At 67.9% G+C, this 22,298-nt stretch carries 22 protein-coding genes and 2 pseudogenes; 14 read left to right on the top strand and 10 right to left on the bottom strand.

Going from position 1 to position 22,298, the window contains the following annotated elements; translation table 11 throughout:
• Nucleotides 1-5: 5 nt before the first annotated feature.
• Together QP166_RS17000 and pyrE are read right to left on the bottom strand one after the other, a co-directional pair.
• Nucleotides 6-734, bottom strand: a complete 729-nt coding sequence (locus QP166_RS17000) for a pyridoxine 5'-phosphate synthase (protein WP_333916978.1) — start codon at nt 732-734, stop codon at nt 6-8.
• 2 nt (nt 735-736) lie between these two features.
• The gene (gene pyrE / locus QP166_RS16995) at nt 737-1,321 is read right to left on the bottom strand and encodes an orotate phosphoribosyltransferase (protein WP_333916977.1); all 585 of its coding nucleotides are present in this window, start codon (nt 1,319-1,321) and stop codon (nt 737-739) included.
• 191 nt (nt 1,322-1,512) lie between these two features.
• Between pyrE and coxB the strand changes: the two are divergent.
• The 9 genes and pseudogenes from coxB to QP166_RS16950 all read left to right on the top strand — a co-directional run.
• A pseudogene (coxB, locus tag QP166_RS16990) lies at nt 1,513-2,448 on the top strand (cytochrome c oxidase subunit II); the annotation flags it as partial.
• A gap of 273 nt (nt 2,449-2,721) precedes the next feature.
• Entirely contained in the window at nt 2,722-4,389 is a 1,668-nt protein-coding gene (gene ctaD, locus QP166_RS16985; RefSeq protein ID WP_333917372.1) for a cytochrome c oxidase subunit I, read from the top strand.
• Nucleotides 4,390-4,464: 75 nt separating this feature from the next.
• Nucleotides 4,465-5,241: a GNAT family N-acetyltransferase gene (locus QP166_RS16980; RefSeq protein WP_333916976.1), complete on the top strand. Its 777-nt coding sequence runs from the start codon at nt 4,465-4,467 to the stop codon at nt 5,239-5,241.
• Nucleotides 5,238-6,149: a heme o synthase gene (locus QP166_RS16975; RefSeq protein WP_333916975.1), complete on the top strand. Its 912-nt coding sequence runs from the start codon at nt 5,238-5,240 to the stop codon at nt 6,147-6,149. Before QP166_RS16980 ends, QP166_RS16975 begins: the two co-directional genes overlap by 4 nt.
• Nucleotides 6,146-6,283, top strand: coding sequence for a hypothetical protein (locus QP166_RS16970; protein WP_184036396.1), 138 nt, complete (start codon nt 6,146-6,148; stop codon nt 6,281-6,283). The genes QP166_RS16975 and QP166_RS16970 overlap by 4 nt, the downstream gene beginning before the upstream one ends.
• A complete protein-coding gene (locus QP166_RS16965) occupies nt 6,280-6,828 on the top strand; it encodes a cytochrome c oxidase assembly protein (RefSeq protein WP_333916974.1) in 549 nt (182 codons plus the stop codon). Before QP166_RS16970 ends, QP166_RS16965 begins: the two co-directional genes overlap by 4 nt.
• Before the next feature lie 34 nt (nt 6,829-6,862).
• On the top strand, nt 6,863-7,774 hold the full coding sequence (locus QP166_RS16960; RefSeq protein ID WP_333916973.1) for a cytochrome c oxidase subunit 3: 912 nt from the start codon (nt 6,863-6,865) through the stop codon (nt 7,772-7,774).
• Between the two features lie 89 nt (nt 7,775-7,863).
• A complete protein-coding gene (locus tag QP166_RS16955) occupies nt 7,864-8,157 on the top strand; it encodes a DUF983 domain-containing protein (protein ID WP_333916972.1) in 294 nt (97 codons plus the stop codon).
• Nucleotides 8,154-8,771: an SURF1 family protein gene (locus QP166_RS16950; RefSeq protein WP_333916971.1), complete on the top strand. Its 618-nt coding sequence runs from the start codon at nt 8,154-8,156 to the stop codon at nt 8,769-8,771. Before QP166_RS16955 ends, QP166_RS16950 begins: the two co-directional genes overlap by 4 nt.
• A 48-nt stretch (nt 8,772-8,819) precedes the next feature.
• On the opposite strand, the gene QP166_RS16945 is transcribed toward QP166_RS16950, so the two are convergent.
• Both QP166_RS16945 and QP166_RS16940 read right to left on the bottom strand, forming a co-directional pair.
• Nucleotides 8,820-9,563, bottom strand: a complete 744-nt coding sequence (locus QP166_RS16945; protein ID WP_333916970.1) for a molybdopterin-dependent oxidoreductase — start codon at nt 9,561-9,563, stop codon at nt 8,820-8,822.
• Nucleotides 9,560-10,250 (bottom strand): annotated as a pseudogene (locus tag QP166_RS16940) (cytochrome b/b6 domain-containing protein). The gene QP166_RS16945 and the pseudogene QP166_RS16940 overlap by 4 nt, the downstream one beginning before the upstream one ends.
• A 26-nt stretch (nt 10,251-10,276) precedes the next feature.
• Between QP166_RS16940 and QP166_RS16935 the strand changes: the two are divergent.
• Nucleotides 10,277-10,882 carry a flavin reductase family protein gene (locus QP166_RS16935; protein ID WP_333916969.1) on the top strand — a complete coding sequence of 202 codons (606 nt, stop codon included), beginning with the start codon at nt 10,277-10,279 and terminating at the stop codon, nt 10,880-10,882.
• Nucleotides 10,883-10,888: 6 nt separating this feature from the next.
• On the opposite strand, the gene QP166_RS16930 is transcribed toward QP166_RS16935, so the two are convergent.
• From QP166_RS16930 to QP166_RS16915, 4 genes are all read right to left on the bottom strand, one after another.
• On the bottom strand, nt 10,889-11,131 hold the full coding sequence (locus QP166_RS16930) for a hypothetical protein (RefSeq protein WP_333916968.1): 243 nt from the start codon (nt 11,129-11,131) through the stop codon (nt 10,889-10,891).
• 170 nt (nt 11,132-11,301) lie between these two features.
• Nucleotides 11,302-12,060 carry a sulfite exporter TauE/SafE family protein gene (locus tag QP166_RS16925; protein ID WP_333916967.1) on the bottom strand — a complete coding sequence of 253 codons (759 nt, stop codon included), beginning with the start codon at nt 12,058-12,060 and terminating at the stop codon, nt 11,302-11,304.
• Nucleotides 12,053-13,261 (bottom strand): 23S rRNA (adenine(2503)-C(2))-methyltransferase RlmN, encoded by a 1,209-nt coding sequence (gene rlmN, locus QP166_RS16920; RefSeq protein WP_333917371.1) that lies wholly within the window; start codon nt 13,259-13,261, stop codon nt 12,053-12,055. Before rlmN ends, QP166_RS16925 begins: the two co-directional genes overlap by 8 nt.
• A gap of 38 nt (nt 13,262-13,299) precedes the next feature.
• The gene (locus QP166_RS16915; RefSeq protein ID WP_333916966.1) at nt 13,300-13,770 is read right to left on the bottom strand and encodes a hypothetical protein; all 471 of its coding nucleotides are present in this window, start codon (nt 13,768-13,770) and stop codon (nt 13,300-13,302) included.
• A 136-nt stretch (nt 13,771-13,906) separates the two neighbouring features.
• On the opposite strand from QP166_RS16915, the gene QP166_RS16910 reads away from it, so the two are divergent.
• Together QP166_RS16910 and dnaN are read left to right on the top strand one after the other, a co-directional pair.
• Nucleotides 13,907-14,521, top strand: coding sequence for an outer membrane protein (locus tag QP166_RS16910; RefSeq protein ID WP_333916965.1), 615 nt, complete (start codon nt 13,907-13,909; stop codon nt 14,519-14,521).
• A 443-nt stretch (nt 14,522-14,964) separates the two neighbouring features.
• Nucleotides 14,965-16,068, top strand: a complete 1,104-nt coding sequence (dnaN, locus tag QP166_RS16905) for a DNA polymerase III subunit beta (protein ID WP_028967287.1) — start codon at nt 14,965-14,967, stop codon at nt 16,066-16,068.
• 135 nt (nt 16,069-16,203) lie between these two features.
• On the opposite strand, the gene QP166_RS16900 is transcribed toward dnaN, so the two are convergent.
• Nucleotides 16,204-16,977, bottom strand: coding sequence for an SDR family oxidoreductase (locus tag QP166_RS16900; RefSeq protein WP_333916964.1), 774 nt, complete (start codon nt 16,975-16,977; stop codon nt 16,204-16,206).
• 58 nt (nt 16,978-17,035) lie between these two features.
• On the opposite strand from QP166_RS16900, the gene QP166_RS16895 reads away from it, so the two are divergent.
• On the top strand, nt 17,036-17,803 hold the full coding sequence (locus tag QP166_RS16895; RefSeq protein ID WP_333916963.1) for an ATP-binding cassette domain-containing protein: 768 nt from the start codon (nt 17,036-17,038) through the stop codon (nt 17,801-17,803).
• On the top strand, nt 17,800-19,314 hold the full coding sequence (locus tag QP166_RS16890; RefSeq protein ID WP_333916962.1) for an ABC transporter permease/substrate-binding protein: 1,515 nt from the start codon (nt 17,800-17,802) through the stop codon (nt 19,312-19,314). The genes QP166_RS16895 and QP166_RS16890 overlap by 4 nt, the downstream gene beginning before the upstream one ends.
• 190 nt (nt 19,315-19,504) lie before the next feature.
• On the opposite strand, the gene QP166_RS16885 is transcribed toward QP166_RS16890, so the two are convergent.
• Nucleotides 19,505-22,276, bottom strand: a complete 2,772-nt coding sequence (locus QP166_RS16885) for a TonB-dependent receptor (protein WP_333916961.1) — start codon at nt 22,274-22,276, stop codon at nt 19,505-19,507.
• Nucleotides 22,277-22,298 lie beyond the last annotated feature (22 nt).

Below are 22,298 nucleotides of genomic sequence, written 5' to 3'. Positions count from 1 at the left end.
CGTTCTCATCGGGCCTCTTCCATCAACGCCTTCATCCGCCGGACGCTGTCCTCCAGCCCGGTGAAGATCGCCTCGCCGATCAGGAAATGGCCGATGTTCAGCTCGCGGACCTGCGGGATCGCCGCCACGGGGGTGACATTGTCGAAGGTGAGGCCGTGGCCGGCATGAACCTCGATCCCGTTCTTCGCAGCCAGCGCAGCGGCATCGGAGAGCCGGCGCAGCTCGGCGGTGCGCGCCTCGCCGTCCAGCTCGGCATAGCGGCCGGTGTGCAGCTCGACGACCGGCGCGCCCAGCGCGACCGCCGCCGCGATCTGGCGCGGGTCGGGCTCGATGAACAGCGAGACGCGGATGTTCGCCGCGCCGAGTTCGCGGACCATCGGTGCGAGGCGATCGTGCTGACCGGCGGCGTCGATCCCGCCCTCGGTGGTACGCTCCTCGCGCTTTTCGGGGACGATGCAGGCGGCGTGCGGGCGATGGCGCAGTGCGATCGCGAGCATCTCCTCGGTGGCCGCCATCTCGAGATTGAGCGGGATCGTCAGTTCCGCGGAGAGCCGCGCGATGTCGCCGTCGGTGATGTGGCGGCGATCCTCGCGCAGGTGCGCGGTGATGCCGTCGGCCCCCGCCTGCGCCGCCAGCAACGCCGCGCGGACCGGATCGGGCAAGCCCCCGCCGCGCGCGTTGCGCACGGTCGCGACATGGTCGATGTTGACCCCGAGGCGCAGGGGGCCGCTCATCGTCATGCCGCCGCCCGGCTGCCCGGCTTGATCGCCGGGATCGCCGCGAGTTCGGGGGGCAGGTCGTCGGGCTGATAGGTCGGCACCTCCAGCCGGATCAGCGGGAAGAATGGGACACCGATATCGGCGGTGCCGTTCGACCGGTCGACCAACGCCGCACCCGCGATCACGCGGCCGCCGGCTTCCTCGATCGCCCTGATCGCCTCACGGCTCGACAGGCCGGTGGTGACGACGTCCTCCATCATCAGCACTTCCTGCCCCGGCTCGAGCCGAAAGCCGCGGCGCAGCTCGAACGTGCCGCTCGGGCGTTCGACGAACATCGCATCGACGTCGAGCGCGCGCGCCATCTCCTGCCCGGCGATCACGCCGCCCATCGCGGGGGCGACGACCGCGGTGATCCGTGCGCGCAGTTCGGCGGGAATGCGCGTCGCCAGCGCCTCCGCCAGCCGGGCGGCACGGCGCGGGTTCATCAGCACGCGCGCGCACTGAAGGTAGCGCGGGCTGCGCAACCCGGAGGAAAGGATGAAATGCCCTTCCAGCAGCGCATCCGCGGCGCGGAATTCGGCGAGCACGTCGTCGTCGGTCATCGTGTGCTGTGTCTCCTGCGCGCGCCATAGAAGCCCGTCCGCGCGGGCGCAACGCGCCTCCGCTCAGAAAAGCACTGTCGCACGCCCCCCTTGAGGCGGGAGGATGCCATGCTATAGGCAGATGCAGGAGGGGCGCTTCTATACGCCCGGGACGCGGATGCGCGCACCACGACAGGGGTGACGATAACAAGATGCTGAACACCGGGATCAAGGGTTGGGTACTGGCAGCGGGCTTCGCGCTGACCGCCCTGACGGGCGCGGGTAGTGCAGGCGCGCAGGCGCCGGCTGCGGCCGCGACCTCGCCCGCCACTGCGGCCACCGCCGCGCCCAGCGGGCTGCGACCCGCCGACTCGAACCAGGGCCAGGCAGGCGGCTCGGTGCAAAAGGCCGATGCCGCGCCGCAATCGCCTGCGTTGGCGATGGACGGCGCGCCGGCCTTCGACGCCACGACCTCGGCGCCCGGTGTCGGCCAGCCGCTCGACGGCGTCATGCACATCCAGCCGCAGGTCACCAAGAACGGCCTGCGCGCGCACTGGTTTCACGACCGCATCCTCTTCCCGCTGATCACGATCATCTCGATCCTGGTGCTGGTGCTGCTGGCCGTGGTGATCGTGAAGTTCCGCGCCAGCGCGAACCCGACGCCGTCGCGGACCAGCCACAACACCGCCATCGAGGTGGCCTGGACGCTGATCCCGGTGCTTATCCTCGTCGCGATCGCGGTCCCGTCGATCGGGCTGCTTGCGGCGCAGTTCAAGCCCGCGCCCGCCGGCGCGGTGACGCTGAAGGCGATCGGCAACCAGTGGTTCTGGAGCTACCAATATCCGGATCACGGCGGGATCGAGATCACCGCCAACATGCTGAAGGAAGGCAATCAGGTCGCCCCCGGCGAGCGTGCGCGCTCCGCCGCCGACGGCCCCCGCCTGTTGGCGACCGACAATCGTGTCGTGTTGCCGGTCGGCGTGCCGATCCGCCTGATCACCACCGCCAATGACGTAATCCACAGCTGGGCGGTGCCGGCGTTCTGGATCAAGCTCGATGCGATCCCGGGCCGGCTGAACGAGACCAGCTTCACGATCGACAAGCCGGGCCTGTATTTCGGCCAGTGCAGCGAATTGTGCGGCGCGCGGCACGCGTTCATGCCGATCGCGGTCGAGGCGGTCACCCCGGCGCAGTTCGCGGCGTGGGTGCGCGCCAAGGGCGGCTCGATGCCGGCACCGGGCAAGGCGTCGGACGCGGTGATCCCGCAGCCGGGTGCCGACAATTCCGCCGCCGTGATGGACGAGGCGGCGGTCGCCAATGCGATCACCGGACCGACCGAGAACGGGACCGACACTCCCCCACTTCCCCGCAAGGCGCCACCGGCAATCCGGGCGGCGTCGGCGAAGCCGGACGCTAAGATCATGACCGACACCGCGCTCCAACCGTCCGCGTTCGTCACGCACGACGATCACCACCATCACGCGGACGCCGATCACAAACCGGCGTTCTTCGCGCGCTGGTTCATGTCCACCAACCACAAGGACATCGGCACGCTGTACCTGATCTTCGCGATCGTCGCGGGGATCATCGGCGGGGCGATCTCGGGCCTGATGCGCGCCGAGCTGATGCATCCGGGGATCCAGTATCTGCCGCACTGGGCGTCGATGCTGCATGGCGGGGAGGAGCAGTCGTTCGACCAGGCGCTGCACCTGTGGAACGTGCTCGTCACCGCGCACGGCCTGATCATGGTGTTCTTCATGGTGATGCCGGCGATGGTCGGCGGGTTCGGCAACTGGTTCGTGCCCTTGATGATCGGTGCGCCCGACATGGCGTTCCCGCGCATGAACAACATCAGCTTCTGGCTGCTGGTGCCCGCTTTCCTGCTGCTGCTCGCCTCGCCGTTCTTCGGCGGCGCGGGCACCGGCTGGACCGTCTATGCGCCGCTCTCCACCTATGGCGAGCCCGGGCCGTCGGTCGACATGGCGATCCTGTCGCTCCACCTCGCGGGCGCCAGCTCGATCCTGGGGGCGATCAACTTCATCACCACGATCTTCAACATGCGCGCGCCGGGCATGACGCTACACAAGATGCCGCTGTTCGCCTGGTCGGTGCTAGTCACCGCCTTCCTGCTGTTGCTGGCGCTGCCGGTGCTGGCGGCGGCGATCACGATGCTGCTGACCGATCGTAATTTCGGCACCACCTTCTACGATCCGGCCGGCGGTGGCGATCCGGTGCTGTACCAGCATCTGTTCTGGTTCTTCGGCCACCCCGAAGTGTACATCATGATCCTGCCGGGCTTCGGCATCATCAGCCACATCGTCGCGACGTTCAGCCGCAAGCCGGTGTTCGGCTATCTCGGCATGGCCTATGCCATGGTCGCGATCGGCGTAGTCGGGTTCGTCGTCTGGGCGCACCACATGTTCACGACCGGCATGAGCGTGAACGTGAAGATGTACTTCACCGCCGCGACGATGGTGATCGCGGTGCCAACCGGTATCAAGATCTTCTCGTGGATCGCGACGATGTGGGGCGGTTCGCTGCGCTTCCCGACCCCGATGGTCTGGGCGATCGGCTTCATCTTCATGTTCACGGTCGGCGGCGTGACCGGCGTCGTGCTCGCCAACGGCGGCGTCGACGACTACATGCAGGACACCTATTACGTGGTGGCGCACTTCCACTACGTGCTCTCGCTGGGTGCGGTGTTCTCGCTGTTCGCAGGCTTCTATTACTGGTTCCCGAAGATGACGGGGCGGATGTACTCGGAACTGCTGGGCCAGCTGCACTTCTGGGTGTTCTTCGTCGGCGTGAACCTGCTGTTCTTCCCGATGCACTTCCTCGGCTTGCAGGGCATGCCGCGCCGCTACCCGGATTATCCGGATGCGTTCACGCACTGGAACACGGTCGCGACGGTCGGCTACATGATCATGGCGGCGGGCATGGCGATCTTCTTCGTCAACATGATCTGGTCGCTGATCGCGGGCAAGAAGGCGCCCGACAATCCCTGGGGCGAAGGTGCGACGACGCTGGAGTGGACATTGTCCAGCCCGCCGCCGTTCCACCAGTTCGAAACCCTGCCCAAGATCGACTGAGCCGGGCATCGGCGACATCAGCGGCGGGGAAGCGAGAGCTTCCCCGCCGTTGTCGTTTTCGGCGGGAGGCACGCGATGATTACTGATGCAATTGCGTGGCGCGTCGAACGTGCCTGCGCCGCCGCCTATCCGCCGCGCGAGTCGCTGCGGGTTGATGGCTGGCTGGTCGCGTGCTCAGGAGGCGGTAGCCGCCGCAGCAATTCCGCGAGCGCGACGCGTCCCGACGCCACGCTCGACGCAGCGACGCTTGCGGCGATCAGCAATCGCTACGATGCGGCCGCGTTGCCGACGATCGTCCGGGTCACCGGCCTCGCGCCCGGTTTGACAGCGATGCTCGACGCGGCCGGGTTCGACTCGCCCGAGGGGCAGACGCGTACGCTGTCGCGCGCGCTCGACAGCAGCGGCGAGTCGGTCGGCGAGGTGATCGTCACCAATGCTACCGATGCGTCGTGGCTGGCCGCGCGCCGTCGACTCACGGCGGCGATCGAGGACCCGGCCGCGGTCGCTACGCGCATCGTCGGTCCGGTCGGCTATGCCAGGATCGGGGAAGGTGAAGCGACAGCGGCAATCGGATATGTCGCGATCCACGATCAGATCGCCGTTCTCGAAGCGATCGCCACCGACCCGGCAGTGCGCAGGCAGGGACATGCGCGGAGCATCGTCACCACCTTGCTGGCGTGGGCAGCGGGGCAGGGCGCGCGCCACGCCGCCTTGCAGGTCGAGGCGGGCAATGTCGCGGCGCGTGCGCTCTACGCCGGCCTCGGCTTCACTAACAACCTGTACGGCTACCATTACCGGCGACGCGCGGCTTCCCTCGGTCGCGCGCCGCGGCTAGGGTCGACGCGCTCATGACACCCGCCACGCCCCTTCTTGCCCCCGCCGACTGGCGCGACTTCCTTGCGCTGACCAAGCCGCGCGTGATGACGCTGGTCGTCTTCACCGGGCTGTGCGGGATGCTGGCGGCACCGCCCGTGAACGGTCGGCTGATCGATCCGGTGCTCGGCTTCACCGCGATCCTGTGCATCGCGCTGGGCGCGGGCGCCGCGGGGGCGTTGAACCAATGGTATGAGGCCGATCTCGACGCGGCGATGAAGCGCACCGCGCAGCGTCCGCTGCCGGCGGGGCGCATGGAGCGGCAGTCGGCGTTGCATTTCGGCGTCGGGCTCGGCGCGTTTTCGGTGATCCTGATGGGGTTGGCGGTCAATCTCGCCGCCGCAGCGATCCTGGCGGTGTCGATCCTGTTCTACGTGTTGATCTACACCGTCTGGCTCAAGCGACGGACGCCGCAGAATATCGTCATCGGCGGCGCGGCCGGTGCGTTCCCGCCGTTGATCGGCTGGGCGGCGGCGACCGGGCAGATCGCGTTGCTGCCGTTCCTGCTGTTCGCGCTCGTCTTCCTGTGGACGCCGCCGCATTTCTGGGCGCTCGCGCTGTTCGTGAAGACCGATTATGCCAATGCTGGCGTGCCGATGCTCCCCGTGGTGGCGGGCGAGGCAGCGACGCGGCGGCAGATTGGGCTGTACACGATCCCGATGGCGGCGGTGGCGATCGCGCCATGGCCGCTCGGGCTGACCGGCAGCGTCTATGGCGTGGTGGCGGTGGCGATGACCGCGGCATTCGGTGTGCTGGCCGCGCTGGTCACCGTCGGTGCGAAGCGCGCCGCGACGCCGATGTTCTTCGAGAAGCGGCTGTTCGCTTTCTCGATCCTGTATCTTTTCGTTATGTTCGGCGCGCTGGTCGTCGATCGGTGGGTGGCATGACCGAAGACGAACAAAATCTGATCCGTCGTCGGCAGAAGGCGCGCGCGATCGTCGTCGCGCTATTGCTCGGCGCATTCGTGGTCCTGGTGTTCTTCATCACCATCGCGCGGATCAAGCAGGGCATGGCGCATTGAACACGCCGCCACGCCCGCGGACGCTCCGCACCGCGTTGCTCGCGGTGGCGGGGATCTGCTTCATGACCGGGCTCGCCTTCGCCAGCGTGCCGCTCTACCGGATGTTCTGTCAGGCGACGGGGCTGAACGGCACCACCGGGCGCGGCATCGCGGCGCCGGGCGGCGTGCACCGCAAGATCGAGATCGCGTTCGACGCCAACACCAGCCCGAAGCTGCCGTGGCGGTTCGTCCCCGAGCAGGAGCAGGAGACGGTCGAGATCGGCGCGCGCGACATGGCGTTCTTCACCGCCACCAATCGCGGGGCGCAATCGGTGACCGGCACCGCGACCTATAACGTCACGCCCGCGATTGCCGGCAAATATTTCACGAAGATCCAGTGCTTCTGCTTCACGCAGCAGACGCTGAAGCCCGGCGAGACGCAGCGGATGCCGGTGATCTTCTACGTCGATCCCAAGATCCTGAGCGATCCCGACACGCGCGACGTGCAGACGATCACGCTCAGCTACACCTTTTACCCGGTGGATTCCGCGAAAACGAACGGGTAAGACCACCGCGATAAGCGAATTGGGAGAGCCGCGCATGGCGGGTGCCAAGAACCACGATTACCATATCCTGCCGCCCAGCCCCTGGCCGTTGCTCAGCGCGTTCGCCGCGCTCATCATGGCGTCCGGCGGCATCATGTACATGCATCAGGGCGTCGGAGGCGGTTGGGTATTCCTGATCGGTTTGGCTTCGGTGCTGTTCTGCATGTACGGCTGGTGGCATCAGGTGATCCGTGAGGCGCATGCCGGCGATCATACGCCCGTGGTGCAGCTCCATTTCCGCTACGGGATGATCCTGTTCATCGCCTCCGAGGTAATGTTCTTCGTCGGCTGGTTCTGGGCGTTCTTCGACTTCTCGCTGTTCCCGACCGCGATGCAGGTCGTCGACGGTCAGGTCGAGCGCGCCGCCGAGGGGGCGGCGGCGATCGCGGCGCAATGGCCGCCCAAGGGCCTCGAGGTCATCAACGCCTTCGAACTGCCGCTGCTCAACACGTTGATCCTGTTGTGCTCGGGCACCACGGTCACCTGGGCACACCATGCGTTGATCCACAACCAGCGGGGTGGCGAGAAGCGTGGCTTCTGGGGCGCGCTGGGCGTCGGCGACCGCGACGGCGTGCTCAAGGGGCTGTGGCTCACCGTCGTACTGGGCCTGCTGTTCAGCAGTATCCAGGCGTATGAGTACATCCACGCGCCCTTCCCGTTCAAGGGGATCAACTATGGCGCGGCGTTCTTCATGGCGACCGGCTTCCACGGCTTCCACGTCATCATCGGCACGATCTTCCTGATCGTCTGCCTGATCCGCGCCTATAAGGGCGAATTCACCCCGAAGCAGCATTTCGGCTTCGAGGCGGCGGCGTGGTACTGGCACTTCGTCGACGTCGTGTGGCTGTTCCTGTTCGTCACCGTCTATGTATGGGGCGGCTGGGGCGCACCGGTCCACGGCGGATGAACGACGCCGATCGGTCGACGGCTGGGGCGGCGCCCCGGCCAATCGACTGTGGTCTCAAGGGGCTATGTCCCCGCTGTGGCGCCCGCACCTTGTTTGCGGGCGTCCTGCGTTTCGCCGACCGCTGCCCGGCGTGCGGGCTGTCGATCGCCGGCTTCAACGTCGGCGACGGCCCGGCGGCGTTGCTGGTGCTGGCATGGGGCGCGATCGTCGTAGCGCTGGCGATCATCGTCGAATTGTCGTTCGCGCCGCCTTGGTGGCTGCACGTCCTGTTGTGGGTGCCGCTGAGTGCCGGCGCGATCGTCTGGTCGTTGCGCGTCACCAAGGGCTGGTTGCTCGCGGCCGAATATCGCCATGAGGCGGGTGAGGGGCGACTGACGCCGTGAAGCGTGTTCCGCTCGTCCCGACGATCATCGTCGGTCTCGCGATCGCCGCGATGATCGCGCTGGGCCTGTGGCAATTGCTCGACCGGCGGCCGCAGAAAGAGGCGTTCCTTGCGCAGCTGGCCGCCAATCCCACGCGGCCGGCGGTCGCCTTCCCGCGCGTCGCCGACGAGACGTTGCTGTTCCGCCGCAGCAGCGCGTTCTGCCTCGAGCCGGTGTCGATCACCCGCGCCGGGGCGGGGGCGGCCGGCTATCGCGTCATCGCCTTGTGCCGGACCGGCGCGGAAGGGCCGGGGCTGCGCGTCCAGATCGGCACGACACGCGATCCGGTCGGCAAGGTCGCGTGGCGCGGGGGCAAGGTGAGCGGGTGGATCGCGCACGCGCCTGATGCGCGGCCGTTGATCGCCGAGGTGACGCAATCGCATACGCCGCGCGAGCTGATGCTGGTCGCCGCGGCGCCGGCCGCGGGGCTGTCGCCGAATAGCCCACCGTCGATCGAGTCGATCCCGAACAACCACCTTGCCTATGCGGTGCAATGGTTCCTGTTCGCGGGGGTGGCGGCGATCATCTATGTCGTCGCGCTGCGGCGGCGGGGGCGCAAGACCGACGCAGCGTAGCGTTCGTCGCGATCAATCGCGATCAATCGCGATAACGCGGCGGCGCGGTCAGATCCCCGCCCACCAATCGTAATCGACATTGTCTTCCCAAAATCCGCCGCGCCCCTTGCCGATCCCTGCAAGGCTGTCCACCGCCGTGACCTGCATCAGATATTTGGCGTGCTTGTAGCCAAGCTGCCGTTCGACGCGCAGCCGTAACGGGGCGCCGTGGCCGACGTCGAGGAAGCGGTCGTTCATCGCCCAGGCGAGGATGGTCTGCGGGTGGAAGGCGTCGACGAGGTCGATCGACTCGTAATAGGGCGCGCCGCCGTACAAATCGGCGCAGCGAAAGACGATGTAGCGCGCCGCATCGCGCAGTCCCGCAGCCTTCAGCACGTCGCCGAGCCGCGGCCCCTGCCACTTGCCGATCGCGCTCCACCCCTCGACGCAATCGTGACGGGTGATCTGCGCCCGCTGCGGGAAGCGGCCGAGGTCCGCGAGCGACAGCGAGAGCGGTTGCGCGACCAGCCCGTCGACGGTCAACCGCCAGTCGGCGAAGCGCCCGGCGCGCAGTGCGGCATAGGCGGCAGTGCCCGGATCGCGCGTACCGTTGGTGCGAAAACGCGGCGACATCTGTTCCGCGGTGAACTCGGGCGCGAGCGCGTCGCGGTTCGACAATGCCCGCTGCAGGCCGCGGTGCATGTCCTCGCCCTTGAAGACGATCGAACGCACCGTCGGTTGCTGGATGACGCGATCGCAGCCAGCGAGCATCAGCCCGGCACCACCGCCGAGCAGGGTCCGCCGCCGGATCATTCGGGCACCCGCCAGCGGCCGGTGATCATCGAACGCAGCTCGTTGCGCCACCCCGCGAGGATCACCAGCGCGAGGTGGAGGACGGTGAAGCCCGCGATCACCGCCATCGCGATGAAGTGCAGCGAGCGTGCCGACTGGCGACCGCCGAACAGGTCGAGCAACCAGGGCCATGCTGCGTTCATGCCGGGCGACAGCGCCAGTCCGGTAAGGACCACCAGCGGCAATGCGAGGAAGATCACCGCGACGTAGCTGATCTTTTGCAGCGCGTTATACTCGCCCGGTGCCTCCGGATCGTGGAAGCGGAAGGCAAGGTGCGCGCGAATATCGGCAACCAGATGCCCGGCGCCGACGTCGCGTCGCCGTAGCGCGAGGTCGCGCTGGAAATGGCGGTTGAGCAGGCTGACGATCATATAGGCGAGCAACGAGAAGGCGAGCACCAGCGCGAAGAACAGATGCCAGCGCCGTGAGATCGCGAGATTGTAGCTGGCCGGGATCGTCAGCCACGCGGGAAAGCGCGGTAGATGCGCCCAGGCGTGGTCGAAATTCGCCCCGAACCCCCCAGTACAGATGCGGATGCGCGTTCGAGATGCCGAGCCCCGACCCGATCAGGATGAAGATCGCCAGCGCGTTGATCCAATGCCATATGCGCGTAGCGAGCCGGTGGCGGTGGATCACGGTTGCAGCCATTCACGCTTCCTAGCAGAAGCCGCAGCATGACCGAATGGCATTTCTACGAGCCCGAACAGGGCCATGGCCTTGCGCACGATCCGCTCAACGCGATCGTCGCGCCGCGCCCGATCGGCTGGATCTCGACCGTCTCGCGCGAGGGGCGGCGCAATCTCGCGCCGTACAGTTTCTTCAACCTGTTTTCCTACCGCCCGCCGATCGTCGGTTTCTGTTCGCTGGGCGAGAAGGACTCGCTGGCGAACGTACGGGCGCGCGGCGAGTTCGTCTGGAACCTCGCGACGCGCGATCTCGCCGACGCGATGAACGAGACGTCGGCTGCGACCGACGAGGATGAGTTCGTGCGCGCCGGGCTGGAGACATTGCCTTCCGCGCGCGTCGCCGCACCGCGCGTCGCCTTGAGTCCCGTGCAGTTCGAATGTCAGGTGACGCAGATCGTGCAGTTGCAGGATCGTCACGGCACGGCGCTACCCGGCTGGCTGGTGCTCGGCGAGGCGGTGGCGATCCATATCGACCGGGCGATGCTGGACGATGGCGTGTATCGCACCGAGCGCGCACGGCCGATCCTGCGCGGTGGCGGACCGGCCGATTATTTCGAGGTCGGCGAGAAGTTCGCGATGTGCCGACCGACGTGACCCTGCTCAGCAAATCTTGCCGTGCAGGATGTCGCCTGCGGTAATCAGCCCGGTGATGACCCAGCCGATCGGCGCCGGCAGGTACGGCTTCAGAAAGCTGAGCACCTTTTTGACCACGTCCCAATTCTGACAGAATATTTGGCGGGCATCGCCGGTCAATGCCTGCGCCTCCGCCGTTGCCTGATCGTTCATGCCATCGGCGAGCGCCTGTGTGATCTGAAGCCGCTCTTCCTGCGTGAAGTCCACCATGATGAAGCCCCTCGTTCGATCGGCCGTATCGCCGGTGCGTGAGGTGATTGCATGGCGGGCGCGTCGGCGGTCGCTCCGTCGCCACCGAAATGGCGGAAACACCGGGGCGATTGCGCAGCTATGACGCTGAATATGCTTCCCTTTTTATTGGACGCCTTCTGTCAGGCGGGTCAGCCGTAAGCGTGTGCGAAGAACACCGCCGTGGTCGCCCCGGTGACGAGGATCGTCCACCAGCGAACCACGAGGGCGGGCAGTCGCTTGCCGACGATCGCGCCCAGCCAGCCGCCGAGCACGCCGCCCGCCAGCATCGGCAGGCATGCGTCCCAGCGGATCATCCCGCACGCGACGAACACGATCGCGGCGGCGAAATTGGCGACCGTCAGCATCAACGTCCGCGGTGCGAACATCGCGCGCGGCGTCGTGCCCGCCAGGAGGCCATAGGTGGCGGTGGTCATGATCCCGACACCGCCGCCGAAATAGCCACCATAAGTGCCGAGCACCGCCTGCACCGCCATCAGCGTGCGTGGCTTGATCGTCACCCGCGCCGCGAGCCAGTTCGCCGCACGCGCGCCGAACACGATCGCGACGAACGCGACCAGCAACAGCCACGGCACGATCAGGTCGAACGCCGCACCCGGCGTCACCACCAGCAAGACGCTGCCGAGCAGCCCGCCGACGAAGGTGATCGCCGCCAGCACGCGCACCGACACGCCGCCGACCGGCTGCAATTCGTGGCGGAAGCTCCACGCGCTGGTCGCGCCGCCCGGCATCAGCCCGAGATTGGAGGTCGCATTGGCGATATTGGCGGGGGTGCCGAGCCCAAGCAGCGCCGGCATCGTCGCGAAGGTGCCGCCGCCCGCCAGCGCGTTCATTATCCCGCCGACGACGCCCGCACCGCCGGCGAGCGCCAGCCCGGCCGCATCAACCAAGCGCGGCCTGCTTCTCCGCTGCCAGTCGATCGAGTTCGGCGCGGCTCTTCTTTTCCGCCGCGGTCTTCAGCTGCCCGCACGCCGCATCGATGTCGCGCCCGCGCGGGGTGCGGACCGGGGCGGAGATGCCGCCCTCGAACACGATCTCGCTGAAACGCCGCACGCGTTCCGGCGTCGAGGTTTCGTAATCCGCGCCGGGCCACGGGTTGAACGGGATCAGATTGACCTTGGCGGGCAGCTTGTAGTGCTTGAGCAGCCGGACCAGCTCATGCGCCTCGGCATCCGAATCGTTCTTGTCCTTGAGCATCACATATTCGAACGTGATGCGCCGCGCGTTGTTCGCGCCGGGGTAATCGGCGCACGCCTGCAACAATTCCTCGATACCGTACTTGCGGTTGAGCGGGACGATCTCGTCGCGGACATCCTTGGTCACCGCGTGGAGCGACACCGCCAGATTGACCCCGATCTCCTCGCCCGCGCGCGCCATCATCGGCACCACGCCGCTGGTCGACAGCGTGATCCGCCGCTTGCTGAGCGCGAGCCCGTCGCCGTCCATGACCAGCTTGAGTGCATCGCGCACCGCGTCGAAATTGTAGAGCGGTTCGCCCATCCCCATCATCACGATGTTGGTGAGCATCCGCCCCTCGGGCTGGCTCGGCCATTCGCCGAGCGCGTCGCGCGCCAGCATGACCTGCCCGACGATCTCGCCCGCCGTCAGGTTGCGCACCAGCCGCATCGTGCCGGTGTGACAGAAGCGGCAGTTGAGCGTGCAGCCGACCTGGCTCGAGACGCACAAGGTCCCGCGATCGGCGTCGGGGATGAACACGGCCTCGTAATCCTGCCCGTCCTCGGAGCGGAGCAGCCATTTGCGGGTGCCGTCGGTCGATACCTGCGCCTCCACCACCTGCGGACGCCCGATCACGAACCGCTCGGCGAGCCACGGGTGCTGCGCCTTGGCGATGTCGGTCATCACCGCGAAGTCGGTCGCGCCGCGATTGTAGATCCAGTGCCAGATCTGCTTGGCGCGCAGCTTGGCCTGTCGCGGCTCCAGCCCCGCCTCTTCGAGCACGCGGCGCAACTCGTCGCGCGGCAGCCCGATCAGGTCGATGCGGCCGTCGGTGCGCGGCGCGCTGGCGCGCGGCACGGTCACGGGGTCGATGTGCCCGGGAATGGGCATGGGGGCGGCCGAGGCTGTGAGCATCGCGCGCACATAGGCCAGTTGCGCGCATTTTTCCAGCGTTACCGGCCGACGCATCCCAGTTGCGCAGCGTCGATCGCCGTCGCCGCGCCCGCCAGCGGATAAGTGTCGCCGAGCCCGCGGCCGCCCGCGTCGAGCGTGGTCAGCGTCATCGCCGCCGCGCCACGCATCGCACCGACGATCGCGCGGTCGGTTTCGGGATCGGCGGCGCGGGCGAACGTGCGGTCGCCGATCAACGCGAAGCGCCGCTCCCCGATCGTCAGCGTCAGCGGCGCGCCCTCGCCACGCGGGCGGGTGAGACGGAACCGGACCGAGGGCGCACGGGTCGGGCCCTGCCGCGTCGCGATCAGCGCGAAGCCGCCGCGGCGATCGGTGGTGCCGTCCCGCCGCAGCGGTTGCGCGACCGCGAAGCAGCGCGGTCCCGGCGTCTCGCGCAGCGCCGCCCAGCGTTGCCATACGCCCAGCGGCTCGCGCAGCACGGCAGCGGACAGCAAGGCGAGCACGATCGACATCGCCGCCGCCTGTCGCGTCACTGTGGCCGAAAGGCAACGCGAAATGCTGTTTATGTCAGGTTCATGCAACGATGACGCTGCCGCGTATTTGTCCCCACACGCCTCGCGTTTTGAGGTGAGTGAGATGGAGTGAGACATGCGTAAGCTTGCAATGGCGATCCCGGCGGCGGTGATGGCGATCGCGGTGGCAACCCCGGCGATGGCGCAAGACGGTCCGTTCGCGGGTGGCCGCGTCGAGGTGCTGGCCGGCTACGACAATATCCAGGACGGTGGCGACGGCGACTCGGAAGGCCAGCAGGGCTTGGGCTATGGCGGCCGGATCGGCTATGACTTACAGCGCGGCAACATCGTTTATGGCATCGACGGCGAATATACCGACGCGACGACCAAGACGCGCAGCTACAATGCGCTGACCGCAGGCGATCGTTTCTCGGCCGAGGCCGGACGCGACCTCTATGTCGGTGGGCGGCTCGGTTACGTGATCTCGCCGCAGGCGATGATCTACGGCAAGGGCGGCTATACCAACGCACGCGTCGAGAACCGCTATCAGGCGACCACGACCTCGGACAACGAGCTGATCGACAAGACCAATCTCGGCGGGTTCCGCCTTGGTGCCGGGCTCGAGTACAAGCTGACGCCGACGTCGTTCGTCACCGCCGAATATCGCTATTCGCATTACGGCAGCATCGACGGCTATGACATCGACCTCGATCGTCACCAGTTGATGGCGGGTCTGGGCATTCGCTTCTGATTTCGCGCTCATCGCGGTACGGGAAGGGTCGGGGCGCTTGCTCCGGCCCTTTCTTTTGGTGAAGGTCCAAACTCTCCCAGAACAAGGATCGTGATCGCCAGTGGAGGACCGCCGGCAAGGAGCGTAGCGCAATCGGGTAGCAGAGCTACCCGTAAGCAAGCGACGATGACCGGCGGCCCTCCACTGGCGACCGCTGCGCGGCGGGCGGCTTTTAGCACCATGAACAGGTTGTATTGTCCCCCGGACAATACAAGCCAAGTCCGGGGACCTGGCGACCTGTTCATCGTCGCGCGTCGGTCACGATGCTTTGGCATCGCTCCCTCCTTGCTCCTGGCCTGGTGCTAAAATCCGCTCCGTCACGACCTTGTTCTGGGAGAGTTTGGACCTTAGGGAGAAGTGGCCAATTGCCCCTGGTGAGTGACCTGCGGGCCGGGGAAGTGACGATGAAGGCGACGATTGAACGCGCGACTCTGCTGAAGGGGCTGAGCCACGTCCAGTCCGTGGTGGAGCGGCGCAACACCATCCCGATCCTCTCGAACGTGCTGCTGGAGGCGACCGCCGAGGGGCAGTTGCGGTTGATGGCCACCGACCTAGACCTGCAGATCAACGAAAGCGTCGCCGCCGCGGTCGATCAGCCGGGTGCGACCACGGTGTCCGCGCACACGTTGTTCGATATCGCGCGCAAGCTGCCTGAGGGCGCGCAGGTGTCGCTGACCGCCGCCGAGGGGCGGATGACGATCGTGGCGGGGCGCGCGCGCTTCTCGCTCGGCACGCTGCCGCGCGACGATTTCCCGGTGATCGCCGAGGGTGAGCTGCCGACGCAATTCGAGCTGCCCGCCGAAACGCTCAAGCAGATCATCGACAAGACCCGCTTCGCGATCTCGACCGAAGAGACGCGTTACTATCTCAACGGCATCTTCCTGCATGTCGCCGAGGGTGTGCTGAAGGCCGCAGCGACCGACGGTCATCGGCTGGCGCGCGTGACGGTCGACCAGCCCGAGGGCGCGGCGGGGATGCCGGACGTGATCGTGCCGCGCAAGTGCATCGCCGAATTGCGCAAGTTGCTCGACGAGGTCGATGGGTCGGTCGGCGTGTCGCTGTCGGGCACCAAGATCCGCTTCGACCTGGGGCAGGCGATCCTGACCTCGAAGCTGATCGACGGCACCTTCCCCGATTACAGCCGCGTGATCCCGACCGGCAACGACAAGATCCTCAAGCTCGATCCGAAGAGCTTCATGCAGGGTGTCGATCGCGTCTCGACGATCGCGACGGAAAAGACGCGCGCGGTGAAGATGGCGCTGGATCGCGACAAGATCACGCTGTCGGTCACCAGCCCCGAGAACGGCACCGCGGCCGAGGAAGTGCCGGGCGAATATGCGGCGACGCCGTTCGAGATCGGCTTCAACAGCCGCTATCTGATGGACATTCTGGGCCAGATCGGCACCGACCTGGTCGAGGTCCACCTTGCCGACGCCGCCGCGCCGACGCTGATCCGTGAGAACGACAAGAGCCCGGCGCTCTACGTGCTGATGCCGATGCGGGTCTGAGCGGGCATCGGCTCCGTCATTCCCGCGCAGGCGGGAATCCAGAACCTCCGACGTGGCGCCTCTATCGACAGACCTGCGCGTCTGGATCCCCGCCTCCGCGGGGGTGACGGTTCGGGAAGCGCTGCGCTATGTGGCTCACCGCCCCCGCATCATCGCGCGCAGGCGGCCGGGCATCCAGCGTGCCGCGACGGCCATCCGCTCCGCCGTCTTGCCGACCACCGTATGCACGCGGTCGCCGTGCACCGCCGCCCATGCCTTTTCGGCCACCATCTCGACGGGCGTGAACTCCATCTTGCGCCGCACGACCAGATCGCGCGCGGTGTAATTGGTGCCAGGGATCGCCGCCGACAGCAGGTTGGTGTCGATAAAGCTCGGCATCAGTGAGCGGACACGAATGCCCTCCGGTGCCCATTCGCCGTCGAGCGCCTCGGTCAGCCCGCGCACCGCGAACTTGGTCGCCGAATAGATCGCGAGCCCCGCCGAGCCGTAGATCGCCGAGGCAGAGGCGGTGTTGAGCAGGCACGCGCCTGGCGTCGCCTTCAGATACGGATAGGCCATGCGCGCGCCATAGGTCAGTCCGCGAAAGTTGACGTCGATCACGCGATCGATCGCATCGAGCCCGATCTCGGCGAAAGGCCCCCCGGCCGCGATCCCGGCATTGTTGAACAGCACGTCGAGGCGCCCGTCGCTGAGGCGCGCGAAGTCGACGAGCACTTCCTCCCATTCCGACGGGTCGCGCACGTCCATGACATGCGTGCTGGTGCGGTCGTCGGGCAGCAGCGCAGCGGTGTCGCGCAAGCCTTGCGCGTCGATGTCCGCAAGCCCGACGCGCCAGCCGCGTGCGCTGAACAATTGCGCCACCGCGCGCCCGATGCCCGAGCCGCCGCCCGTGACCAGCATCGCCTTCATCCCGCTCTCCCGCGTTAATGCTTGTTACCTCCGCACGCTTCCCGCATCACCGGCGGCGATGCCAGCACTTTCGTCCGGACCGACGGTCGCCTTCGAGCAGGTCGGCAAGCGCTACGGCGATGCCGCGGCGATCGACAACGTGTCGATCACGATCGCGGCGGGGACGTTTGTCGCGCTGGTGGGGGCATCGGGATCGGGCAAATCGACCTTGCTCAAGACCGTCAACCGCCTGGTAGTGCCCGATAACGGCCGCGTGCTGCTCGATGATCGCGATGTCGCCGACGAGCCCGCACCGGCGCTGCGGCGGCGAATCGGCTATGTCTTTCAAGACGTCGGCCTGTTCCCGCATTTGAGCGTCGCCGAGAATATTGCGCTGCCGCTGCGGCTGGCCGGAACGCCCGACCCGGCGCGTGCCGCCGCGATGCTCGACCTCGTCGAGCTGCCGCGCGCGGTGGCGACGCGAATGCCCGCCGAGCTGTCCGGCGGGCAGCGCCAGCGCGTCGGTGTCGCGCGCGCGCTGGTGACGCGGCCGGGGCTGCTGCTGATGGACGAGCCGTTCGGCGCACTCGATCCGGTGACGCGCGAATCGCTGGCCGGGGCGGTGCGGCGGTTGCATGACGAGCTGGCGCTGACGACGATCATGGTGACGCACGACATGGCCGAGGCGTTGCTGCTGTCCGATCGCGTGATCGTGATGGCGGCGGGGCGCGTGGTCGCGGACGAACCGCCCGCCGCGCTGCTGCGCGGTGCGGGCGGGGCGGCGGCGCAGGCGCTGGTGGCGGTGCCGCGAGCGCAGGCGGCGCGGCTGGCGACGCTATCGGCATGAACGACGCCTTCGCCCGCGTACCGGCGCTCGCCGCGCAACATCTGCTGCTCGCGATGGCCGCGCTCGCGCTGGCGTTGGTGATCGGCGTGCCGGTCGCGATCCGCGCCGCCCGCGCGCCACGGCTCGCGGGGGTAGTGCTGGGATTCGCAAGCCTGGTGCAGACGATCCCGAGCCTTGCGCTGCTCGCGCTCTTCTATCCGGTGCTGCTGTGGATCGGGCATGGCGTGCCCGCGCTCGGCTTCCTGCCGGCGCTGCTCGCGCTGACGCTCTACGCACTGCTGCCGATCGCACGGAACATCGTCACGGGGTTGCGCGGGCTCGATCCGGCGGTGCTGGAGGCGGCGGACGGGATCGGGATGACCCGCGGGCAGAAGCTGCGGCTGGTCGAGCTGCCGCTGGTGCTGCCGATCGCGATGGCGGGGGTGCGGACCGCGGCGGTGTGGACGATCGGTGCGGCGACGCTGTCGACGACGGTGGGGCAGCCGAGCCTTGGCGACCTGATCTTTGCGGGGTTGCAGACGCAGGCGTGGACGCTGGTGATCGCGGGTTGCGTCGGGGCGGCGGGGTTGGCGCTGGGGGTCGACCTGTTGCTCGGGGTGGCGGAGCGCGCGGCGGGCGAGCGGCGCTGGAAGCGCGCCGGTATCGCGTTGTTGTTGCTCGCTTTGGCGGTCGTTGCGGCGAGTGTGCCGCTGTGGCGCGCCGGTGGCGAGCGGCGGGTCGTGGTGGGGGCGAAGAACTTTTCCGAGCAATATATTCTGGCGCGATTGATCGGCGATCGGCTCACGAAAGCGGGCTATCAGGTCACGTATCGCGACGGGCTCGGCTCGGCGGTGGCGTTCGGGGCGGTCGCGGGGGGCGAGATCGACGTCTATGTCGACTATGCCGGGACGCTGTGGACCGCCGAAATGCACCGCAAGGATACGCCGCCGCGCACCGTACAGCTGCGCGAGATCGCGGATTGGGTGCAACGGTCGCGAAGCGTGACATCATTGGGCGCGTTGGGATTCGAGAACGCTTATGCCTTCGCGATGCGCGGTGACGATGCGCAGCGGCGAGGCGTCGCGACGCTCGACGATCTGGTGCGTGTCGCCCCGCAAGTGCAGTTCGGGGCCGATCTCGAATTCCTCGACCGACCCGAGTGGGCGGCGATCCGTCGCGCCTATCCGCTGCGCTTCGCCGGCGCAACGCCGTACGCCCCGACCTTCATGTACCGTGCGCTGGAGAGCGGGCGCGCCGATGTCATCAGCGCTTTCTCCTCGGACGGCCGGATCGCGGCCGATCGGCTGACGGTGCTCGCCGATCCGCGCCATGCGATCCCGGGCTACGACGCGATCATGCTGGTCGCGCCGCGGCATCGCGACGATGCCCGGTTCCGCGATGCGCTGCGGCCGCTGATCGGGCGCATCCCGGTCGCGGCGATGCGCGAGGCGAATTACCGGGTCGACCGGGATCGCGACAAGCAGAGCCCCGAGGCAGCGGCGCGGTGGCTGGCGGCGCGCGTCGGGTTGTGACACGCGACGCGCAGGGGCGACGGTCTTCAGCGTTTGATCAGCTGCCTTGAATCATCTCTATCTGTACCCCGGCGAAGGCCGGGGCCCAGTCGCAAAAGCCTGAGAGATGGAGCGCGACGCACATCAATAGCGTCCCCCAGCTGGGCCCCGGCCTTCGCCGGGGCACACGTCAGGGTTGATGGGCCACACTCTAGAAAAGCAGCTTGCGGAACGAGACGCGGATCGTGCGGCCGACCGGATCGAGATAGTCGGGCTGGAAGCCGATCGGCACCGTGCCATTCTGGTCGCGAACGTCACGGCGGGTGTTGAAGAGATTATCGAACTGAACGCTGACGCGCGCGCCGCGCATCCACGGATGGGCGCGCACCCAGTCGATATTGCCGCCGAGGTCCGCGAACAGGCGGAGGTTGGCGGTGGCGAGTCCGCCGAACTCCAGTGTCTCCGGCGCCGCGGCGGTGCCGCCGTTGACGCGCGTGCCGCTCTGGTAATTGACCGACAGCCGCGCGCCGAGCCCGTTGTTGGTATAGCCGGCCTGCCCCTCCAGCTCGTGCCGCGCCTGTCCGCCCGCCGCGCCGGTCGCGTCGCCGTTGAGCAGGTCGAGGACGCGCCCGCCGTCGGCGATCGTCACCCGTTCGGTGAGATGCCAGGTGTGATAGAGCGCGAACTGGATACGACCGCCAGCCTGACCGCCGCCGCCGCGCCCCCGGAAGCCGCCGCCGCCACCGGGCGGGCCGCCCGGCGCGCCGCCGCCCGCGTCGGGACGGCCGCCGTTCATGGCGCTGCCGTCGGGACGGGCACGATCCTGCGGCGGGCGATCGGGGCGGCGGTCACCGCCCGGCGGGCGTAGCCCCTCGAACGGGTTCGGGCCCGTACCGGCGCGGAACGCCTCGATCTTCTTCTGCAGCTCGGACTTGATGCGGAACGACAGGTTGACACCGTAGCGGAGCTGCGAGGTTTCGCTGCGCGCGAAGTTGATCGGGCGCGAGTCGATCTGGAGCAGATTGCCGCCCGCATCGCGCGTGAAGCGATCGGGGAAGGCAGCCTCGATCGCGGCGGTCGCGCTGGGGAAGGCGGCGATCGGATCGTCGGTGCTCTGCCGCGTGTAATCGGCGCGGAAGTTGATCTGCTGCGCACTCCACGGCTTGATGTCGAGCCCGACCTTGAGCGCGTGGCGGTTGTCGGCGATCAGGTTCGGGTTGCCGCCGGTGATCGTGGTGACGGTCGCGGTGGTGCCGCGCACGTAATCGAACACGCGCACGCCGGGGGTCGTCACCGAAGGATTGCCGAGCTGTTGTGCCGAGGGCGCTTCGTCCTGGTCGGTGACCGAGGCGAGCAGCCTGACGCCCTCGATCAGGGTCCAGTTCACGCCATAGCCGATTGTCCACAAGGTTCCGAAGTCGGAAAGCTGGTCGATCGCGAGATTGCCGTTGATCGACAGGCGACCGAGCGCGCTGAGCACCCCTTGCGCCTTGTTGGCGATCGGCAGGTCGAGGTTGATCTGCGCATTGGCGACGTCGCGCCCGATGTCGGCGGCGGTCGCTATGCCGCGACGGAAGGAGTCGCTGCTGAAGTCGCTGGTCGAAGCGCCGACACGGATGCTGGTGTTGGCATAGCCGGCGGGGAGCAGGAACAAGGGGCCGGCGACCAGCGCGTCGAGCCCGGCGCTGGTCGCGACCGAGCGGCCGCGATCGGCGGGCGACGCGCCGAGCGACAGCGGCGCATAGGGATTGGCGAGGGGATCGAAGGCGTCGATCCCGGCCTGCAACGCACTGGCGTCGAGGCCGGTGGTCGTCACCGTATTGGCCTCGTCGCGGTCGAGGTTGCCGGTCAGCGACCAGCGCCACTGGCCGCGATCGCCGTTGAGCGTGCCGCCGAGGTGCAGGTCGGTGGTTTCGGCGCGCTGCGTGAGCGCAGGAACGTCGTCGAACGCGCGCGTCACGCGCACCGGAACCGCGAAGGGCGAGAAGGGGCTGCCGACCGGCAGATTGAGATCGACCTCGGCCAGTCCGCGCAGGGCGCGCGTGACATTATGGTCGACGGTCGCGTTCAGCGAGGCTGAGACATTGCCGAAGATCGTCGTCGCATAGGTGCCGTTGGCGCTGAACGTCCGCTGTTGCGGTAGCAGCGTGCGGTAGGCGGCCTGATCGGTGACGTTGCGGGTCGTCGTGAAGTCGCCGAGCACCGGGGCCTGCGTCGCGGCGAGCGCGGGAATGCCGAGCGTCGTGGCGTTGCCGAACAAAGGGTCGATCGCGCCGCGATTGAGCGAGGAGACGTTTCCGCCGACCGCCGCGGCATTGGGCGCCTGGATGATGTCGCGTTCGGCTTCGGTCAGCGCGCCGGGGCGGCTGTATTCGAGGTGCAGGTTGACGCGCTTGTCGCTGCGGATGCGCAGCAGGTCCAGCTCGCCGCCGGGCGTGTTGCGCCCGCCCTCGGTGGCGAAACGATCCTCGACCTCGGCGGTCACTGCCTTGAAGCGGCGGCGCAGGACGAAGTTCACGACGCGCTGGTCGGCGCGATAGCCGTATTTGAGCGCGACTTCCTCGGGCAGGATGTCGACGCGCTGGATCGCCTCGGTCGGCAGGTCGCGGATTTCCTGGAAGCCCGAGATGCGCCGGCCGTTGAGCAGCACCACCGGCGCACCGCCCGCGCCGCGCCCGGAGCGCGTCTGCGGCGACAGTTCGTTGAGCAATTCAGTGACCGAGCTGACGCCGTAGCTGCGGATGTCGGCGGGGGACAATTGCTCCTCGGGCGTGACGTCGCCGATCACCGCGCCGCGTTGCGCGCGCGAGCCGGTGACGACGATGTCCTCGCTGCCTTCCTCTTCGGCGTCGGTCTCGGGGGCGGTCGTGGGGGCAGCCGGAGCCTGCGCGCCGGCCTGCGCGGGTGCAGGCGGCGTGGCGGCTTGCTGCGCGTAGGCGGGGAGTGCCGCGGTGGAGGCCAGCAGAAGGAACGAGAGACGCATGTGTTACCCCAGCCGCGCGTGA

It is taken from the genome of Sphingomonas sp. LR60 (genome assembly GCF_036855935.1).
Lineage (GTDB): Bacteria > Pseudomonadota > Alphaproteobacteria > Sphingomonadales > Sphingomonadaceae > Sphingomonas.
This window is presented reverse-complemented; position numbering and strand designations above follow the sequence as displayed.